At 70.4% G+C, this 15,121-nt stretch carries 18 protein-coding genes and 2 pseudogenes; 8 read left to right on the forward strand and 12 right to left on the reverse strand.

Annotated elements, in window-relative coordinates:
* Positions 1-112: 112 nt before the first annotated feature.
* The 6 genes from Pma05_RS30960 (at position 113) to ligD (ending at position 4,085) form a co-directional block, all read left to right on the forward strand.
* Positions 113-592: a hypothetical protein gene (locus Pma05_RS30960; protein WP_203861032.1), complete on the forward strand. Its 480-nt coding sequence runs from the start codon at positions 113-115 to the stop codon at positions 590-592.
* Positions 593-619: 27 nt separating this feature from the next.
* Positions 620-1,369: an ABC transporter ATP-binding protein gene (locus Pma05_RS30965; RefSeq protein WP_203861033.1), complete on the forward strand. Its 750-nt coding sequence runs from the start codon at positions 620-622 to the stop codon at positions 1,367-1,369.
* A complete protein-coding gene (locus Pma05_RS30970; protein ID WP_203861034.1) occupies positions 1,366-2,109 on the forward strand; it encodes a hypothetical protein in 744 nt (247 codons plus the stop codon). The genes Pma05_RS30965 and Pma05_RS30970 overlap by 4 nt, the downstream gene beginning before the upstream one ends.
* Positions 2,093-2,725, forward strand: coding sequence for a TetR/AcrR family transcriptional regulator (locus tag Pma05_RS30975; RefSeq protein ID WP_203861035.1), 633 nt, complete (start codon positions 2,093-2,095; stop codon positions 2,723-2,725). Before Pma05_RS30970 ends, Pma05_RS30975 begins: the two co-directional genes overlap by 17 nt.
* Before the next feature lie 111 nt (positions 2,726-2,836).
* Positions 2,837-2,980: a hypothetical protein gene (locus tag Pma05_RS30980; RefSeq protein WP_203861036.1), complete on the forward strand. Its 144-nt coding sequence runs from the start codon at positions 2,837-2,839 to the stop codon at positions 2,978-2,980.
* Between the two features lie 73 nt (positions 2,981-3,053).
* Positions 3,054-4,085 (forward strand): non-homologous end-joining DNA ligase, encoded by a 1,032-nt coding sequence (gene ligD, locus Pma05_RS30985; RefSeq protein ID WP_203861037.1) that lies wholly within the window; start codon positions 3,054-3,056, stop codon positions 4,083-4,085.
* Between the two features lie 67 nt (positions 4,086-4,152).
* Here the strand turns inward: ligD and Pma05_RS30990 are convergent, their stop codons facing one another.
* Complete coding sequence (locus Pma05_RS30990) at positions 4,153-5,043, reverse strand: NAD(P)-dependent oxidoreductase (RefSeq protein ID WP_203861038.1); 891 nt, start codon at positions 5,041-5,043, stop codon at positions 4,153-4,155.
* A gap of 52 nt (positions 5,044-5,095) precedes the next feature.
* Here Pma05_RS30990 and Pma05_RS30995 point away from each other — a divergent pair, with 52 nt between their 5' ends.
* Positions 5,096-5,503 carry a MerR family transcriptional regulator gene (locus Pma05_RS30995; RefSeq protein ID WP_203861039.1) on the forward strand — a complete coding sequence of 136 codons (408 nt, stop codon included), beginning with the start codon at positions 5,096-5,098 and terminating at the stop codon, positions 5,501-5,503.
* Between the two features lie 159 nt (positions 5,504-5,662).
* Here the strand turns inward: Pma05_RS30995 and Pma05_RS31000 are convergent, their stop codons facing one another.
* The 9 genes and pseudogenes from Pma05_RS31000 to Pma05_RS31035 all read right to left on the reverse strand — a co-directional run bounded on the left by Pma05_RS31000 (position 5,663) and on the right by Pma05_RS31035 (position 11,373).
* Positions 5,663-6,484 carry a hypothetical protein gene (locus tag Pma05_RS31000; protein WP_239313432.1) on the reverse strand — a complete coding sequence of 274 codons (822 nt, stop codon included), beginning with the start codon at positions 6,482-6,484 and terminating at the stop codon, positions 5,663-5,665.
* Between the two features lie 102 nt (positions 6,485-6,586).
* Positions 6,587-6,721 (reverse strand): annotated as a pseudogene (locus Pma05_RS44105) (DUF4236 domain-containing protein); the annotation flags it as partial.
* Positions 6,718-8,187, reverse strand: coding sequence for an SNIPE associated domain-containing protein (locus tag Pma05_RS31005; protein ID WP_239313434.1), 1,470 nt, complete (start codon positions 8,185-8,187; stop codon positions 6,718-6,720). The gene Pma05_RS31005 and the pseudogene Pma05_RS44105, both read right to left, overlap by 4 nt.
* Before the next feature lie 437 nt (positions 8,188-8,624).
* Positions 8,625-8,813 (reverse strand): DUF397 domain-containing protein, encoded by a 189-nt coding sequence (locus Pma05_RS31010; protein ID WP_203861041.1) that lies wholly within the window; start codon positions 8,811-8,813, stop codon positions 8,625-8,627.
* A pseudogene (locus tag Pma05_RS42970) lies at positions 8,804-9,179 on the reverse strand (DUF5753 domain-containing protein). The gene Pma05_RS31010 and the pseudogene Pma05_RS42970 overlap by 10 nt, the downstream one beginning before the upstream one ends.
* Before the next feature lie 206 nt (positions 9,180-9,385).
* Complete coding sequence (locus Pma05_RS31020) at positions 9,386-9,703, reverse strand: helix-turn-helix domain-containing protein (protein ID WP_203861043.1); 318 nt, start codon at positions 9,701-9,703, stop codon at positions 9,386-9,388.
* Entirely contained in the window at positions 9,700-10,065 is a 366-nt protein-coding gene (locus tag Pma05_RS31025) for a type II toxin-antitoxin system RelE/ParE family toxin (protein WP_203861044.1), read from the reverse strand. Before Pma05_RS31025 ends, Pma05_RS31020 begins: the two co-directional genes overlap by 4 nt.
* Before the next feature lie 66 nt (positions 10,066-10,131).
* On the reverse strand, positions 10,132-10,599 hold the full coding sequence (locus tag Pma05_RS31030; protein WP_203861045.1) for a GNAT family N-acetyltransferase: 468 nt from the start codon (positions 10,597-10,599) through the stop codon (positions 10,132-10,134).
* Positions 10,600-10,749: 150 nt separating this feature from the next.
* Complete coding sequence (locus tag Pma05_RS31035) at positions 10,750-11,373, reverse strand: TetR/AcrR family transcriptional regulator (protein WP_203861046.1); 624 nt, start codon at positions 11,371-11,373, stop codon at positions 10,750-10,752.
* A 66-nt stretch (positions 11,374-11,439) separates the two neighbouring features.
* Between Pma05_RS31035 and Pma05_RS31040 the strand changes: the two genes are divergently transcribed.
* Complete coding sequence (locus Pma05_RS31040) at positions 11,440-12,276, forward strand: class I SAM-dependent methyltransferase (RefSeq protein WP_203861047.1); 837 nt, start codon at positions 11,440-11,442, stop codon at positions 12,274-12,276.
* Between the two features lie 27 nt (positions 12,277-12,303).
* Here Pma05_RS31040 and Pma05_RS31045 read toward each other — a convergent pair whose 3' ends face one another.
* Positions 12,304-13,878, reverse strand: a complete 1,575-nt coding sequence (locus Pma05_RS31045; RefSeq protein WP_203861048.1) for an alpha/beta hydrolase — start codon at positions 13,876-13,878, stop codon at positions 12,304-12,306.
* Between the two features lie 33 nt (positions 13,879-13,911).
* Complete coding sequence (locus Pma05_RS31050) at positions 13,912-15,006, reverse strand: ATP-dependent DNA ligase (protein WP_203861049.1); 1,095 nt, start codon at positions 15,004-15,006, stop codon at positions 13,912-13,914.
* Between the last annotated feature and the right edge of the window lie 115 nt (positions 15,007-15,121).

The following is a 15,121-nucleotide window of genomic DNA, read 5'->3' on the forward strand; positions in this document are numbered from 1 at the left end:
GAAAACAACGAGAAACCGCTGATAAATCACTGGGCGGCTGGCGAGTCGTTGACAGGGCATGCGGGCGGCCACCAGGCCGGGCGGAGAGAGACGGCGACGCGAGCACCGACCGGTGCTGGCCGAGTTCCGGCTGACCTGGCGGCAGGCGGTGGTCCGGGGGCTGCGCTGGGGTGGTCTGGGCACCGGTGCCGTGATCGTGATCGCTGGCGCGCTGCCCGGGCACCGGCAACTCTCCGAACTGGCATGGGTCGCGGTGCTGGCCCCGCTGCCACTCGGGGTGCTCTGCGGCACCGCCGACCGGTTCCGGGCCCGGGTCCGGCTGGACGAGGCGGGGCTGCGCGGCCGGGCGTACGGGGCGTACGCGTTCGTGGCCTGGCGGCGGGTGGTCGACGTCCGGGCGGAGCGGCGCCGGGGGCGTACGGTCGTCGCCGTCTATCTGGGCGATGCCGGGCCGCTGCGGCTGCGTGCCCCGTACGACGGTGTCCTGCTCGACCGGGATCCCCGCTTCGAGCAGAAGCTCGTACTGATCTGCCAGGTCTGGGAGGGGCACCGGCACGGCAGCCGGGAACCGGAGGCCCGACCCTTGTCGTGAACGCGCGTTCACGCTATGGTCGTGAACATGCGTTCACAACAAGGGCCGGCGGCCTCCTGCCGCTCGCTGACCAAGCTCTTCGGGTCGCGTACCGTCGTTGACGGGCTCTCTTTCGACGTGCCGGCCGGCGCGGTCACCGGTTTCGTCGGGGCCAACGGCGCCGGCAAGACGACGACGATGCGGATGCTGCTCGGCCTGGTCGCGCCCACCTCCGGCAGCGCGCTGGTGCACGGCCGGCCGTACCGGGAACTGCCGCACCCGCGCCGCCAGGTCGGCGCGGTGCTGGCCGGGCCCGGGGCGCACCCCGGGCACTCCGCGCGGACCCACCTGACGATCCTGGCCACCGGGGCCGGCCTGCCGGTCCGCCGGGTGGCCGAGGTACTCGACCAGGTCGAGCTGACCGAGCACGCCGGCAAGCGGGTCGGGACGTACTCGATGGGGATGCTGCAACGGCTCGCCCTGGCCGGCGCGCTGCTCGGCGACCCCGGACTGCTGATCCTGGACGAACCGGTGAACGGCCTCGACCCGCCGGGCATCGCCTGGCTGCGCGACCTGCTCCGTCGGCTCGCCGCCGAGGAAAGAGCGGTGCTGGTCTCCAGCCACCTGCTCGGCGAACTCGCCGAGGTGGTCGACCGGGTGGTGATCATCGACCGGGGTCGCCTGGTCGCCGACACCACCCTGCCGGACCTGCTGCGCGGGCGCAGCCTGGAAGAGGCGTACTTCGACCTCGCCGGCTCGCTCTCGACGCCGGCCAGCCAGCCGGGGGCGGCGTCGTGAACCGGCTGCTCCGGGCCGAGCTGCGCAAGGTGCTCGGCACCCCGCTGACCTGGTGGCTGCTGCTCGGCACCGCCGCTATCGGCGTACTCGGCACCATCGCCCCGCTGATCGCGATGGACGGCCGCCCGGTCGACCTGCTGACCGACACCCAGCTCCGGACCGCGCTGCACGGCGCTGCCGGCGGATCGGTGCTGGTCATCGTGGTGGGGATCGTCGGGATGGCCGGCGAGTGGCGGTACGGCCAGGCGGCGCAGGCGTTCCTGACCAGCCCGCGCCGCTGGCGGGTGGTGCTGGCCAAGGGCGTACTCCAACTCGGCGTCGGCCTCGGCTACGGCCTCGTCGCCGCACTGGGCTCGGCGGTCGCGGCCTGGATCTGGTACGACCGCAAGGGTCTGACGCTGCCGGTCGAGCGGCCGGCCGTCTGGCTGACCCTGCTCGGCTGCGTCGCCGTCGCCGGGCTCTTCGGGCTGCTCGGTGTCGCGGTCGGCGCCGCCGTACGCCGGCAGGTGCCGGCCCTGGTCGGCACGCTGGCCTGGCTGGTACTGGTCGAGCCGGCGCTCTTCGCCGCCGTGCCGGCGGTGTCCCGCTGGCTGCCCGGGGTGGCGTCGCTGGCCCTGCGCGGCCAACCCGCCGACGACCTGCTGCCGCCGGTCACCGCCGCCGCCGTGCTGCTCGGCACCATCACCGTGGCGCTGGCCGTCGGACTGCGGATGGTAGAACGCGATGATGTCACCAGCTAAACGCGATGCCGAGACCACCGCCCAACTGCGGGCGTCCTTCGTCGAGCACGCCCGGCGGATCGTCGCCCGGGGCGGCGCCTCGGCGCTGACGATGCGAGCGCTGGCGGCCGAGGCCGGCTCCTCGGTCGGCCTGCCGTACAAGGTCTTCGCCGACCGGCGGGACCTGGTCCGGGCGATCGTACTGGCCGACCTCGACCGGTTCCGCTCCGCCGCCGCCGAGCTGCTGGCCAGGGCCGGCACCGGTACGGTCGGCGGCAACCTGAGCTGGTTCTCCGGCTTCCTGCTGGACTCGCCGTCGGTGGCGCTGGCCGGGGAACTGCTGGCCGACGAGGCGCACACCCACGCCGTGATGGCCGGCGCACACGAGCACGGCTTCGGCCCGACGGCGTTTCCGGTCCTGCTGACCAACTATCTGCACGCCGAGCAGCAGGCTGGGCGGATCCGTCCGGAGGTCGAGGTGGCGGCGTTCGGCTTCCTGGTCGCCGGCGCCCTGCACAACCTGGTGGTCGTCGGCGACGCCTGGCCGCGCCCGGAGCGAGCCGAACTGGACCGGTTCCTGCACGCCACCGCCGCCGCGATCGCCTCCGTTTCCGGGTCCCGGCCCGATCCGACCTGACTGCTCTGATCTGACTGCTCCGACCCCACCCGAGCTACTCGACCTGGCCGATCCAACCTGACCTGGCCGATCCAACCTGACCTGGCCGACTCGACCTGACCGGAGGCGCAGATGGACCTCTCCGACGACGACCGCACCCCGTACCGTCCGCACGGTGCCCGGGCCAACCGGCGCCGCACGCTGCTGATCGTGCTCTCCGTGCTGCTCGTGGCCGCCCTCGGCCTGACGCTGCACGCCGTGGGTGTGCTCGGCTGACTGTGAGCCTGCCCGGCGGGCGGCGTCTCCGTGTCGGGTCACCTTCGTCGGACCCGTGGCATAGGGTCGGCGCATGGCTGGTGGCAGCACGAAGGCGAAGCCCGTCGAGGTCGAGGTGGCCGGGCACACGGTACGGCTGAGCAGCCCGGACCGGGTCTACTTCCCTCGTCGCGGGTTCACCAAGAAGGACATGTTCGACTACTATCTCGCGGTCGGCGACGGGATCATGCGTGCCCTGGGCAACCGACCGACGGCGTTGCAGCGCTTCCCCGAGGGCATCGAGGGGGAGATGTTCTATCAGAAGCGGGTGCCGGCTCGGGGCGTACCACCCTGGATCCAGACCGCCAAGATTCAGTTTCCGAGCGGCCGGAGTGCCGACGAGCTGTGTCCGGCCGACCTGGCACACGTCGCCTGGGCGGCCCAGATGGGTACCGTGGTCTTCCATCCGTGGCCGGTGCGGGGCGTCGACGTCGACCGCCCCGACGAGCTGCGGATCGACCTCGACCCGCAGCCGGGCACCGACTTCGCCGACGCGGTGGAGGCGGCCGGCGAGGTGCGCGGGTTACTGGACGAGCTGGGCGCGACCGGCTGGCCGAAGACCTCGGGCGGCCGGGGCGTGCACGTCTATCTTCGGATCGAGCCGCGCTGGACCTTCACCGAGGTACGCCGGGCGGTGATCGCGTTCGCCCGGGAGGTCGAGCGGCGCCGCCCCGATCTGGTCACCACCTCCTGGTGGAAGGAGCAGCGCGGCGAGAAGGTCTTCATCGACTACAACCAGATGGCCCGGGACCGGACGATCGCCTGTGCCTACTCGCTGCGGGCCAACGCCCGGGCCACCGTCTCCACCCCGGTCACCTGGGACGAGTTGCCGGAGGTGGAGCCGGACGACTTCGACCTGAGGACTGTGCCGGAGCGGGTGGCGAAGATCGGCGACCCGCACGCCGGCATCGACGACGCACCGTGGGACATCACCCCGCTGCTGGAGTGGGCCGACCGGGACGACCGGGGCGGCTCCGGAGACCTGCCCTATCCGCCGGACCACCCGAAGATGCCGGGGGAGCCGAAGCGGGTCCAGCCGTCCCGGGACCGCGACCTCAAGGAGTGAACGGGCGGCGGGCCCGGTCCGAGTCGACTCTTCGCCAGGGGTGCGCGTCGGTCGAACGGTGTGTCGGTCACGGTCGGTTCCCGGCGGGCCTGCGGAACTGCTCGATCATCGCCGCGTAGTCGCTGCCGCCGTGCCCGTCGGCGACGGCCCGGTCGGCCAGCGCCTTGACGAGCCTCGGCAGGTCGGCGTTGATGCCGAGGGACTCGCTCTCCTGCACGAGGTGCTCCATCGCGCCCAGGTGCGTGTCGATGGTCGAGTCCCGGGTGGTGTAGTCACCCTTGTCGATCTGCCGCCCCAGGTCGGGCAGCCAGTCGCGTACGGTCCCGGTCAGCGGGCCGGCGATCGAGGCGAACGTCGAGGCGTCCACGCCCGCCGTGCCGACCAGGGCGGCACCCTGGAGGAAGCCGTTGAGTACGCTCCACATCACGCCGAGCAGCGCCACGTCGTACAGCGACGACAGGCCGTGGTCGGTGCCGAGGTAGGTCGTCCCGGCGCCGAGCAGCCGCAGGGTCGACTCGTGTTGCGCGAATGCCGACTGCGGCCCGCTGTAGAAGACGGTGGCTTCGGCGGTACCGATCGCGGTCGGGAGCGCCATGATCGCGCCGTCGAGGTAGCTGCCGCCCCGCCGGGCCGCCCACTCGGCGGTCTGCCGGGCACCCTCGGACGTACCCGAGGTCAGGTTCACCAGGACCCGACCGTCGAAGACCTCGCCCAGTGGGTCGAGGAGTTCGCGTACGGCGTCGTAGTTCGAGACGCAGACGATCACGAGCGGGCTGGCCGTGACCGCGTCGGCGGGTGAGTCGGCGAGCCGTGCGCCCTCGGCGACGAGTGCGTCGGCCTTGGCTGCCGTCCGGTTCCACACGGTCGTGGGGTGCCCGTTGCGCAGGAACGTACCGGCCAGCGCCTGGCCCATCAGGCCCAGGCCGACAACGGTCACGGGGGTCTTGTTGGTGGTCATGGCAGAATTCTCAACGTTCACACCGGTATGAAGGTCAAGGAGGCGTGGCTACATGCTGATCGGGGAGCTGAGCCGGCAGACCGGGGTCAACACGCACCAGTTGCGCTACTACGAGGCCCAGGGCCTGATCGAACCGGCGCGGGGGAGCAGCGGCTACCGCGAGTACGGCACCGACGACGTCGTGACCGTGACCCAGATCAGGAGACTGCTCGAAGCCGGACTGTCCACTCAGGAGATCGGGTTCCTGTTGCCCTGTGCCACCGGCTCGGCCCCCGACCTGGAACCCTGCCCCGAACTCCTGGACACGCTGCGCGCCCGCCTGCACGGGCTGGACGACCGCATCGACACGCTCGCCCGATCCCGCGAGACCCTGGCCGACTACATCTCGGTCACCGAGAAGCGGGTGTCGACGTACCTCCGGAGCCACGACGCCGGCCCACCGGAGCCGGCGGCGACGTGATCGCGGTAGGGGACGTTCTGGAGGTCCACCCGCCCGACGGCAAGGGTGGAACCCCTCCAAGCGGATAGCCATATGCCGGTTGAGCGAACGCCGCAGCGGCATTTTCGCGCCTCAGGATCCTCCCGGCGACGAGGGAAACGATCGTCGGGGACGGAAGCTCTACCTGGTCATCGCCTGAAGCGCTTCGGACAACCGGGCGACCGCCTGCACGTTCGAGAAGTCCCAGACCATCAGCAGGCCGCTCGGGTTGCTGATGCTCAGGCGACCGTACTGCATCACCGGCAACTGGCGGTTGTTCTTGAAACGACGGTCGGGGCCGCCCCTGGCGTTGGCGTACTGCCAGGTGGTGTCCACGATCTGGGCATCGGTCGGAACACTGCCGTCTTCGATGAACCGCTGAGGTGCCATGCGGACCTGAAGGGACGCGTAGCCGATCTCGGCATAGGCTCTGCCCTGCCTCAGGAGGATGCGGTCCGGCAGGAAGTGCACCGACCGGTTCCCGCTGGTCAGGCTCGGCACCGCGATGTTGGTGACCAGCACGGGCGGGCCGGTCATGCTCGGGGTCGCCGGGCCGCGCCGGATCAGACTGGAGGCTCCGGCGTTCACCTTGCGCTGGTACGGGGCATGCAGAAAGCCCTGGGCCTCCACCGCCCAGACGCGCTGGGTCTGGCAAGCCAGCGAATGCGCGGCGAACAGCCGGGTGAAGCGCTGGGCCGGTTCGTCGTCGACCCGATAGAACACCACTACCGACCGACGTGCGATGTCACGTTGCCGCAACCACCAGATGCCGGGCAGCGCCAGCACCAGCCCGAGGAGGCCGTACGGCACGGTCAGAAGTGCGACGAGCGCGACGGTCACTGCGGCGTACGGCGACAGCGATATCCGTCGCGCGGCGGCCTGGATCTGATTGACGATCTCCGCCGGATGGGTGGCAGCGAGCTGCTCCACGGACGTGCCGGTCAGCTCGTCGAGTACCGGCATCGGGGTGGTCGCCGGGACCGGTGCCGGAGTTCGTGTCACTGCCGGATCGGCGAGCGCGGATGGCTCACGACGGACACTGGCGTAGTGAGTTCCCAGGCCACCGACCCGGACGTAGTTGCCCCGCGGGCCGGTACCGATTCGGAATCCGGGAACACCGACCGACACTCCGATCCCTGAACGGGACATGGTGAAGCGGAACGGGCCGGCCCGCAGACTGCACCGGAGGTAGATGCTCATGCCGTCACCGCCGGTGGTGCGACGGGTGGCATCGTCGCGGCCGGCACCGACGGTTCGACGGCGCGGTCCGGAGCGTTCCCACGGCTCGTCCTCGCACCGCTGGCGCGCCACTCCAACGCCTCCGGCATCTCGCGGTACTCCAGCAGGTGCTGGCCGGCGATCCGCTCCAGCACCGCGCGTACCTCGGCAGGTGTTGCGTAGAAGAACTCCCGCTGGGTGTTGACCTGGTTGACGCGGTGCTCGGCCAGCGCGGCATGCAGGCGGGACTCCAGCCCGACGGCGTCCTCGGAGAAGATCAACGCGTGAGTGTCGAACCGGAACGGTACCGAGGCGTCGCCCAGTTCCCGAATGCGGTCCTGTGGCTCCAGCCGGCGGGTCATGCCGATCTTCACCATGTCAGGCCCGAACGCACCGAGGTTGGAGATGACGTAGACGTAGCCGGCCCGCACGTTCGCGTCTCGCGCGTCAACTCCGGCGATCGCATCGGCCAGTTCCTCGAGTTTCTGCTGTAGCTCCTCCACCCCGGCCGTGGAGCCGCTCGCCTGCAACTTTGCCAACGCGGACTGGTAGTGCGCCTGCTCCTTGGCGAGTCGCGCCTTCTCCCGCTCGAAGTCGCGGCGGGCGCGTTCCTCCTCACGCTGGCGCTCGCGCTCGGCGCGTACCCGCTCCTTCTCCTCCTCGACCTTGCCGAGATAGTCGGCGGTCAGCCTGATCTCCATGACCCGGGCCTCGTGGTAAGACCCGGCGATCTGGATGTCCATCGTCTTGCCCAGCCTGGCGATGGTGGCCCGTACCTTCGCCAGGCGGTCGACCATGGCGGCCACCCGGTGCGGCTTCACGTTGCGCACGCAGTTGTCGGCCTCGGCGTTGTAGGCCCGCAGCATCAGTCGGGAGAAGTCCCGAACCATCGCCGCGCCTTCCCGTGACGATCCGTTGACCGTCCAGTTGGTCACCGCCAGGACCGCCTGATCGCCCCGCGCCATCGTCTTGATGGACTGTTGAAGCCGGTTGAGCCGCTCCTTATACGCCACGGCGTCCTCCAGCGGGTGGAGGTAGTGGTATAGCCCGACCTCTTGGAGCAGCGCGGCGTCCTGAGTCTGTACGAGCTCGACCCCTACCTGTTCGACCTGCCGCCGTACCGATGCGAGGTCCTGCCGCGCCTCAGCGGCCTGGCGCTGGAGATCGGCGAGCCGGGCGTGCCATTGGTTGATCTCGGCGTCAAGCTGTCTCCGGTCCGCGCCGAGCAGCCGGGTGTTCTCGACCCGCAACCGCTCGACTTCGGCGGACAGCATCCGCTGTTCGGCCTCGAGTTGCTTCCGGCCCGGCCCGAAGAGGCCGGACTTCGGACGTGTTGGCGTCGTCTCCACCGGCTGGGGCGGGATGTGCACCGGCGGTAGTGCGGCCGGTACGGCTACCGGTTGAGCGGCTATCGGCTGGACGCTGGCGCTGCCGGTGTGCGCTGGCATCGCGGGTGGATCGGCCAACCAGAATTGCCAACCGGCCGGCGCCGGTGGCCAGGACGGGTCAGGCTTCCACCCTGGCGGAGGTGCCCAGCCAGGTGGTGGAGCGGGCCATCCGGGCGGCGAGTTGAAGCGCTGGCGCACGACGTGTCCTTTGGCGGTCTCCGACGGGGAGACCACCCTTGCACAGCGTGTCCGCCTGATAACTCCTACGGCCAGGCGTGGTGGTGTTCCGGGCGGCCCGGCCAGCGCCACGGAAAGGGGAGACGCCTCGGCCGACGGGAGATAGCGGGTGGACGCTCGCCAGGGTTCGGGGCCGAAGGGCCGCCGTCAGAGTCGATTGATAGGGGAAGGAACGTGGAAGTCTGTCCGGGGCAGACTGTGCGATCAGTCGGGAGGGTTCCGCCGGACGGGTGACGGCGGCGGGAATCCTCCCCAGTGGATCAACGGCTGACGACCCTCGTGACAAAGGCTCGCCAGGAGTCGGGTCCGAAGGTCAGGATCGGCCCCTGCTGCTCCTTGCTGTCCCGGACCAGTACCCGACCCGGCAGGTTGTCGGCCACCTCGACACAGTCGCCGCCGTTGGGGCCCGAGCGGGTCGACTTGTGCCAGCGGGCGTCCGTCACGTCCATGTCTCCGCCACTTTCCTGATCATCTCGATGGACCGCTGGAGGGGTAGCGCCAACCCGCACACGTTCTCCCACGCGTCCCGGATGATCAGGATGTCGCCCGGTCGTTCGGCGACGACCCCCTGGAGTTGGTTGTCCAGATAGGCCAGTTCCCGACTGTCCGTCAACGTCGCGATCGTGAACGGGCCGGCCAGTCCAAGATACGCCCCGGCGTCGTTCGCGACGACGTGGATATACGTTCGGTCGCTCGGCCATCGTGGCAAGGGCGTCGAGCTGTTCCCGCATCACCTGGGGTCGACCGATGGTTCGATGCAGCACGGTCGCGTCGAGCACTGCGATGAATGTCGGCGGGTTCTCCGCGTCGAGCACCTGCTGGCGGTCGATCCGAGCCTGGACTCGGCGCGGTTCCGATCCGCCGGCACGCGGGACGGTCCTCGTAGGACTCCTGACCCTGTGGGCTGGTGAATGGTGGTGTAAACAGCGAATCGCGAAGCGCCGGTGCGATGAGGAACGACTGAGCAACGAATGCCCATGATCGAGCGATGTGACGCTGTCGCGATCGTGCTAGCGATCCGCTAGGCGATAGCGGCGATGTCGCCATCGTCGAAGTAGATGGCCTGATGCAGGCGACCGCCGAGGGCTGCGGCGTACCGGGCAATGATGTCGTGCCCGGAGACCTTTCCTTGCTCGATCTGTGACACACGCCCCTTGGTAACACCCATCCGATCGGCGACCTGCTGCTGCGTCAGTCCGCGGGCACGGCGGACCTCGGCGAGCCGATGTCCGACGACGGTGGCGCGAAGTTCTTCCTTGCCAGCCTCGACCGCCTGCTCGCCGCCGGCGCGCTCGACGTGCGCGGCGCGGATGTCCCTCCAGCGCACATATCCACTCATCGTCCGCTGCCCTCCTCATCAGCGCGTTCCTTCAAATAGAGCTCGTAACGCTGCTCCGCCAGCGGGATGGCTACGCGGTACCACTCGTTCCACCGCCCCGCCTTGTCGCCTGCGACGAGGAGGATGCTGCACCGCCAGGGATCGAAGGCGAACAAGATGCGTGCCGTCCCCGGTCGCAGTTCCTTCAGGTTGGCGATCGAGGAGTCCCGGATGGTGTCGACCAATGGACGGCCCAGCCCTGGTCCATTCTCGGCAAGCATGTCGATCGCCTGCACGACTCGGGCGTGGGTCCCCTCGTCCAAGTCGTCGATCCAGTCCCGCACCTCGTCGACGACATAGATTTCCCACTCCTCGGCCTCCACCAGGCTGAGTATAGCGCCTGCTATACCTTCGCGAGGACTGCGGAACCGAGCCGTTCGGCGGCAGCGTCAGAGCGGCAGCTTCATGCCTTCGTGGCTGGCCTCGAAGCCCAGTGCGGCATAGAACCGGTGTGCGCCCGTACGTCGCTTGTCGGTGGTCAACTGGACCAGCCGGCAGTTGCGTTCCCGAGCCTGGTCCACCGCCCAGTTCATCATCCGCCGGCCGATTCCCTCGCCGCGCAGGTCGGAACGGACCCGGACCGCCTCGATCTGCATCCGTTCGGCGCCGCGCCGGCTCACCCCGGGGATGAAGGTGAGCTGCATCGTGCCGACCGGTTCGCCGTCGAGGTCGGCGACGACCAGCTCGTTGCGCGGGTCGGCGTCGACCGCCTCGAAGCCGGCCCAGTAGGCGGCGTCGACCTCCTCGCCGGTCGGCTCCGCCGGCTCCCGGCTCGCCGTCACCTCGTCGTCGAGCAGCATCGCGACGATCGCCGGTACGTCGTCCCGGCGGGCGGTCCGGAAGATCAGCTCACTCATGCCCTTAGCGTGGCACATCGGGCCTGGCCAACCCGGCCGACCGGGCAGCGGGCCTGGTCGCCGACGAACCGGGCTGGCAGGCGCGGGTGACACCATGGCCCGTCGGGGTAGCGGGTCAACGCTGGTCGAACCACCGGGTCAGTACCGGTGTCACGCGATCAACTGGGCGCGCAGGGTCTCGGACACCCAGCGTTCCCATCGCTGTGGTGACCAGCCACGGTCGCGGACGAACACGAGGTACAGCTCGGGGCTCAGCAGGCCGAACAGTACGTCGGCGGCTTCCTCGGCCGAGAGCCCGGCGCGGGCGTCCGGCTTGGTCACCAGCGCCTCGGCGGCGGTGGCGTAGACGGTGAACCGGGGGTCGCTCTCGCGCCCCCAGAGTTCGGCGACCTCCGGCTCGATCGTCGCGGCCGTCCGCAGTACCTCGGTGATCGGGGCGATCCGTTCGAGGATCCCGCGTGCCCCGGGGACGAGTTCCCGTAGTTGGCCGTCGACGGTGTCGGCGGCGAGGGACCGGCGGAACCAGGGGCGGTCCATCGTCGCCACCGGCTCGTCGTCACCCGCGACCGTGACGTCGCCCAGTTCCTTGAGCACGCTCCGCTTGTTGCCGAACGTGAAGTAGATGGTCTGCACCGCGACCCCGGCCCGGTCGGCGATGTCCTGTAGAGCCGTCGCGCCGTAACCACGTTCGATGAACAGCTCGCGCGCGGCCTCGACGATCTTTCGTCGGGTCTGTCTGCTCTTCTTGGCGCGCCTGCCCTTGACCTGGGTCACCGCTGTAGTCTATATCTAGAGTCCGACTCTAGAGTCCAGCTCTAGTGAAATGGGGAGAGGGTCAGGATGCAGGGGATCGTCAACATCCAGCAGTCCGAGGCGTGGAACGGCCACGAGGGTCAGCACTGGGCCGAGCAGGCCGACCGGTACGACACGATGGCCGAGGGGATCAACGGCCCGCTGCTCGCCGCGGCCGGGATCGGCGAGCGGGATCGCGTGCTCGACGTGGGCTGCGGTACGGGCTACATCACCCGGCAGGCGGCCCGCCAGGCCGCCCGGGGAACGGTGCTCGGAGTCGACCTCTCGGCCCCGATGCTGGCGCGGGCCCGGGCCGCCGCCGCCGAGGAAGGCGTCGCCAACGTCACCTTCGCGCAGGGCGACGCACAGGTGCATCCCTTCGTCGACAGCGGCTACGACGTGGCGATCAGCCGGGGCGGGGTGATGTTCTTCAGCGATCACGTCGCCGCGTTCGTCAATCTCGGTCGGGCTCTGCGGTCAGGCGGCCGGCTCGTCTTCGCCGGTCCGCAGCCGGCGGGCTCGGCCGGCGACCACGCACGGGCGTTCGCCGCGCTCGGCCCGCTGATGCGCGAGCCCTCGCCGGCCGCGCGCGGAATGGGCTCGCTCACCGATCCGGATCGGATCCACGAAGTCCTCGACGCGGCGGGGTTCGTCGACGTGTCGATCGCGCCGGTCGAGGTGCCCGTGGTCTGGGGCCGGGACGCCAGCGACGCGGTCGGGTTCTACTTCGCCACCGGTCCGGTACGGCACAACCTCGCCGAGGTCCTCCCGGCCGCCGTCGAGCGGGTTCGCGACGACGTACGGTCGGCACTGCGCGAGTACGAGACCCCGGCGGGCGTACGTCTGCGCGGCGGCATCTGGCTGGTCACGGCCACCCGGCCCTGACACCCCGCCCGATCGACGGGCCGGGCGTCAGCGGGCCGGGCAGGTGGTACCGGCGCTCGGCGGCTTGAGGTCGATCAGGTAGTCGTCGACCGCGTTGCTGATGCAGCGGGTCTGCGGATACGCCGTGTGCCCCTCGCCCTGCCAGGTCAGTACCACGCCGACGTCGAGCATCTCGGCCAGCTTCGGCGTCTGCTCGTAGGGCGTGGCCGGGTCGCCCGTGGTGCCGACGACCACGATCGGCGGGGCGCCGGTCGCCGGCCCGGTCGGGTACGGGTCCCGCTGGCCGGGCCAGAACTCGCAGCTCAGCATGCCCACCGCCAGCGGGCCGCCGAACAGCGGGTACTTCTTGCGCCACTCCGACTGCAACGATCGGATCCGGTCGAGACCGACCTTGCTCTCCTCGTCGGCGCAGTTCACCGAGAGGTTGGCGTCGAAGAGGTTCGTGTAGCTGCCGTCCTCGGCCCGTTCGGCGTACGAGTCGGCGAGTTCGAAGACCTCCTTCGGGTCGCCGTCAGCCAACGAGTCGATCGCGGCGGCGAGCTTCTGCCAGCCGGCCTCGGTGTAGAGCGAGGAGATCACCGCGTAGAAGATCCAACCGGCGGTCGCCTCCCGGCCGCCGTCGCCGCGTACCGGGGAGACCCGGGCCTTCTCCATCGCGTCGGTCACGGCGCCTCGGGCGTCCGAGGCGATCGGGCACCGGCCCGGGTTTGCCCTGCACCAGTTGGTGAAGTTGGTGAAGGCCCGCTCGAAGCCCTTGGCCTGGCTCTCCGAGCCGGCCACGATGTCCTGCTTCGGGTCGATCGCGCCGTCCAGCACCAGCGCCCGGACGTTACGCGGAAAGAGCTGGGCGTACGTCGCGCCGAGCAGGGTGCCGTAGGAGTATCCGAGGTAGCTCAGCTTCTCGTCGCCGACCGCGCTCCGGATCGCGTCCATGTCGTGCGCGGCCTGCTCGGTGGAGTAGAGCCGCAGCCGCTCGCCGTACTTGCTGCCGCAGGTGTCACCGATCTTCCGGTTCAGCGCCACCAGCTCGTCGAACTCCGCCTGGCTCGCCGGGTCGGGCTCGAAGCCGAAGGTGCTGTCCAGGTCGGCGTCGGAGACGCACTTGACGGGGGAGGACCGGGAGACGCCCCGGGGGTCGAAGCCGATGATGTCGAACCGCCGGGTCACCTCGTCGGGCAGCCCGCCGAAGCTGGCTCCGAACGACAGGTAGACCGCCGAGTCGACGCCGGAGCCGCCGGGCCCGCCCGGGTTGACCAGCAGCGAGCCGATCCGGTCCTGCTGCTTGCTGGAGCGGATCCGCAGCAGCGAGATCTCCAGCTTGTCGCCGCCCGCGCCGGCACCGCCGCCCGCGCTCCAATCCGCGGGTACGGAGATGGTGGCGCAGTCGTACCGCATGGTGGGCGCGCCCCGGCCGACGAGCTTGCGCGGCACCTCCGGACAGGACTTCCAGTTCGCGGCACCCGCGCCGCTGGACGAGGTGGCGGGGTCACCGCGGTCGCCCTCGTCGTCCGGCCGGAAGATCGGGATGGTGCAGCCGGCGACCAGCGTCACGACGGCCAGAAGGCCGGCCAGGGGCAGTCGGCGAAGGTGCGAGCGGGCCAAGAGAGATCCTCCGTGATCGTATCGACGGCCAGGCTACCCGCCGGGGGCGAGCGGGTCGCCCCGGAGCACCTGGTCGACGTCGAACCGGATCGGGCGGTCGAGCTGGTCGTACCCGCAGGAGGCCGGCTCCCGGTCCGGCCGCCAGCGGACGAACTGGGCGGTGTGCCGGAACCGGTCCCCCTCCATCGCGTCGTAGCCGACCTCGACCACCAGCTCCGGCCGGAGTGGCTCCCACTCCAGGCTCTTGGTGCCGGTCCACCGGCTCGGCCCGCCGGGGATGCGCTGCCCGCTGGTGTGGTCGCCGTGCACCCAGGGGTGCTCCGTGACGCCCTCGCGGTATGGCGCCAGCTCGTCCAGCAACTCGGCCCGGCGGGCTGCGGTGAACGACGCCGAGACGCCGACGTGGTGCAGCGTCCCCGCCTCGTCGTGGAGGCCGAGCAGCAGCGAGCCGACCACCGGGCCGGACTTGTGCCAGCGGAACCCGGCGACCACCACGTCGGCGGTACGGGTGTGCTTGACCTTGAACATGAGCCGCTTGCCCGGCTCGTACGGGATGTCGGCCGGCTTGGCGACCAGCCCGTCCAGCCCGGCGCCCTCGAAGATCTCGAACCACCGGGCCGCCGTCTCCGGGTCGGTGGTGGTCTGGGTGATGTGCACCGGAGGCACGACTCCGCGCAGCTCCTCGACGAGCCGGGCCCGACGCCGCTCGTACGGCTGGTCGAGCAGGGACTCGTCGCCGATGGCGAGCAGGTCGAAGGCGACCAGGTCGGCCGGGGTCGTCTCGGCCAGCATGTTGACCCGGGAGGCGGCCGGGTGGATGCGCTGGCTGAGCAGCTCGAAGTCGAGCTTGGGCGCGCCGTCCGGGCCGTCCCGGCGGATCAGGATCAGCTCGCCGTCGACCGCGCAGCGGGTCGGCAACTGCGCCCGTGCCTGCGCGACGACCTCGGGAAAATAGCGGGTCATCGTCTTGCCGCCCCGGCTGGCCAGCTCGACCTCGTCACCGTCGCGGAAGACGATGCACCGGAAGCCGTCCCACTTCGGTTCGTAGCTCATCCCCGGCCCGGTGGGGATCTTCGGCACGCTCTTCGCCAGCATCGGCTCGACCGGCGGGTTGATCGGCAGCTCCACCCGGCCAAGTCAACCAGATGGGCGCCGAACCGGTGTGCCCCGTGGCCGTACCGGTCGGCCCCATCGGCCCCACCGCGCTCAGGAGTCTCGGGCCAGCTACCGCAGTTGACGCGTT

Source organism: Plantactinospora mayteni, from assembly GCF_016862935.1.
GTDB lineage: Bacteria > Actinomycetota > Actinomycetes > Mycobacteriales > Micromonosporaceae > Plantactinospora > Plantactinospora mayteni.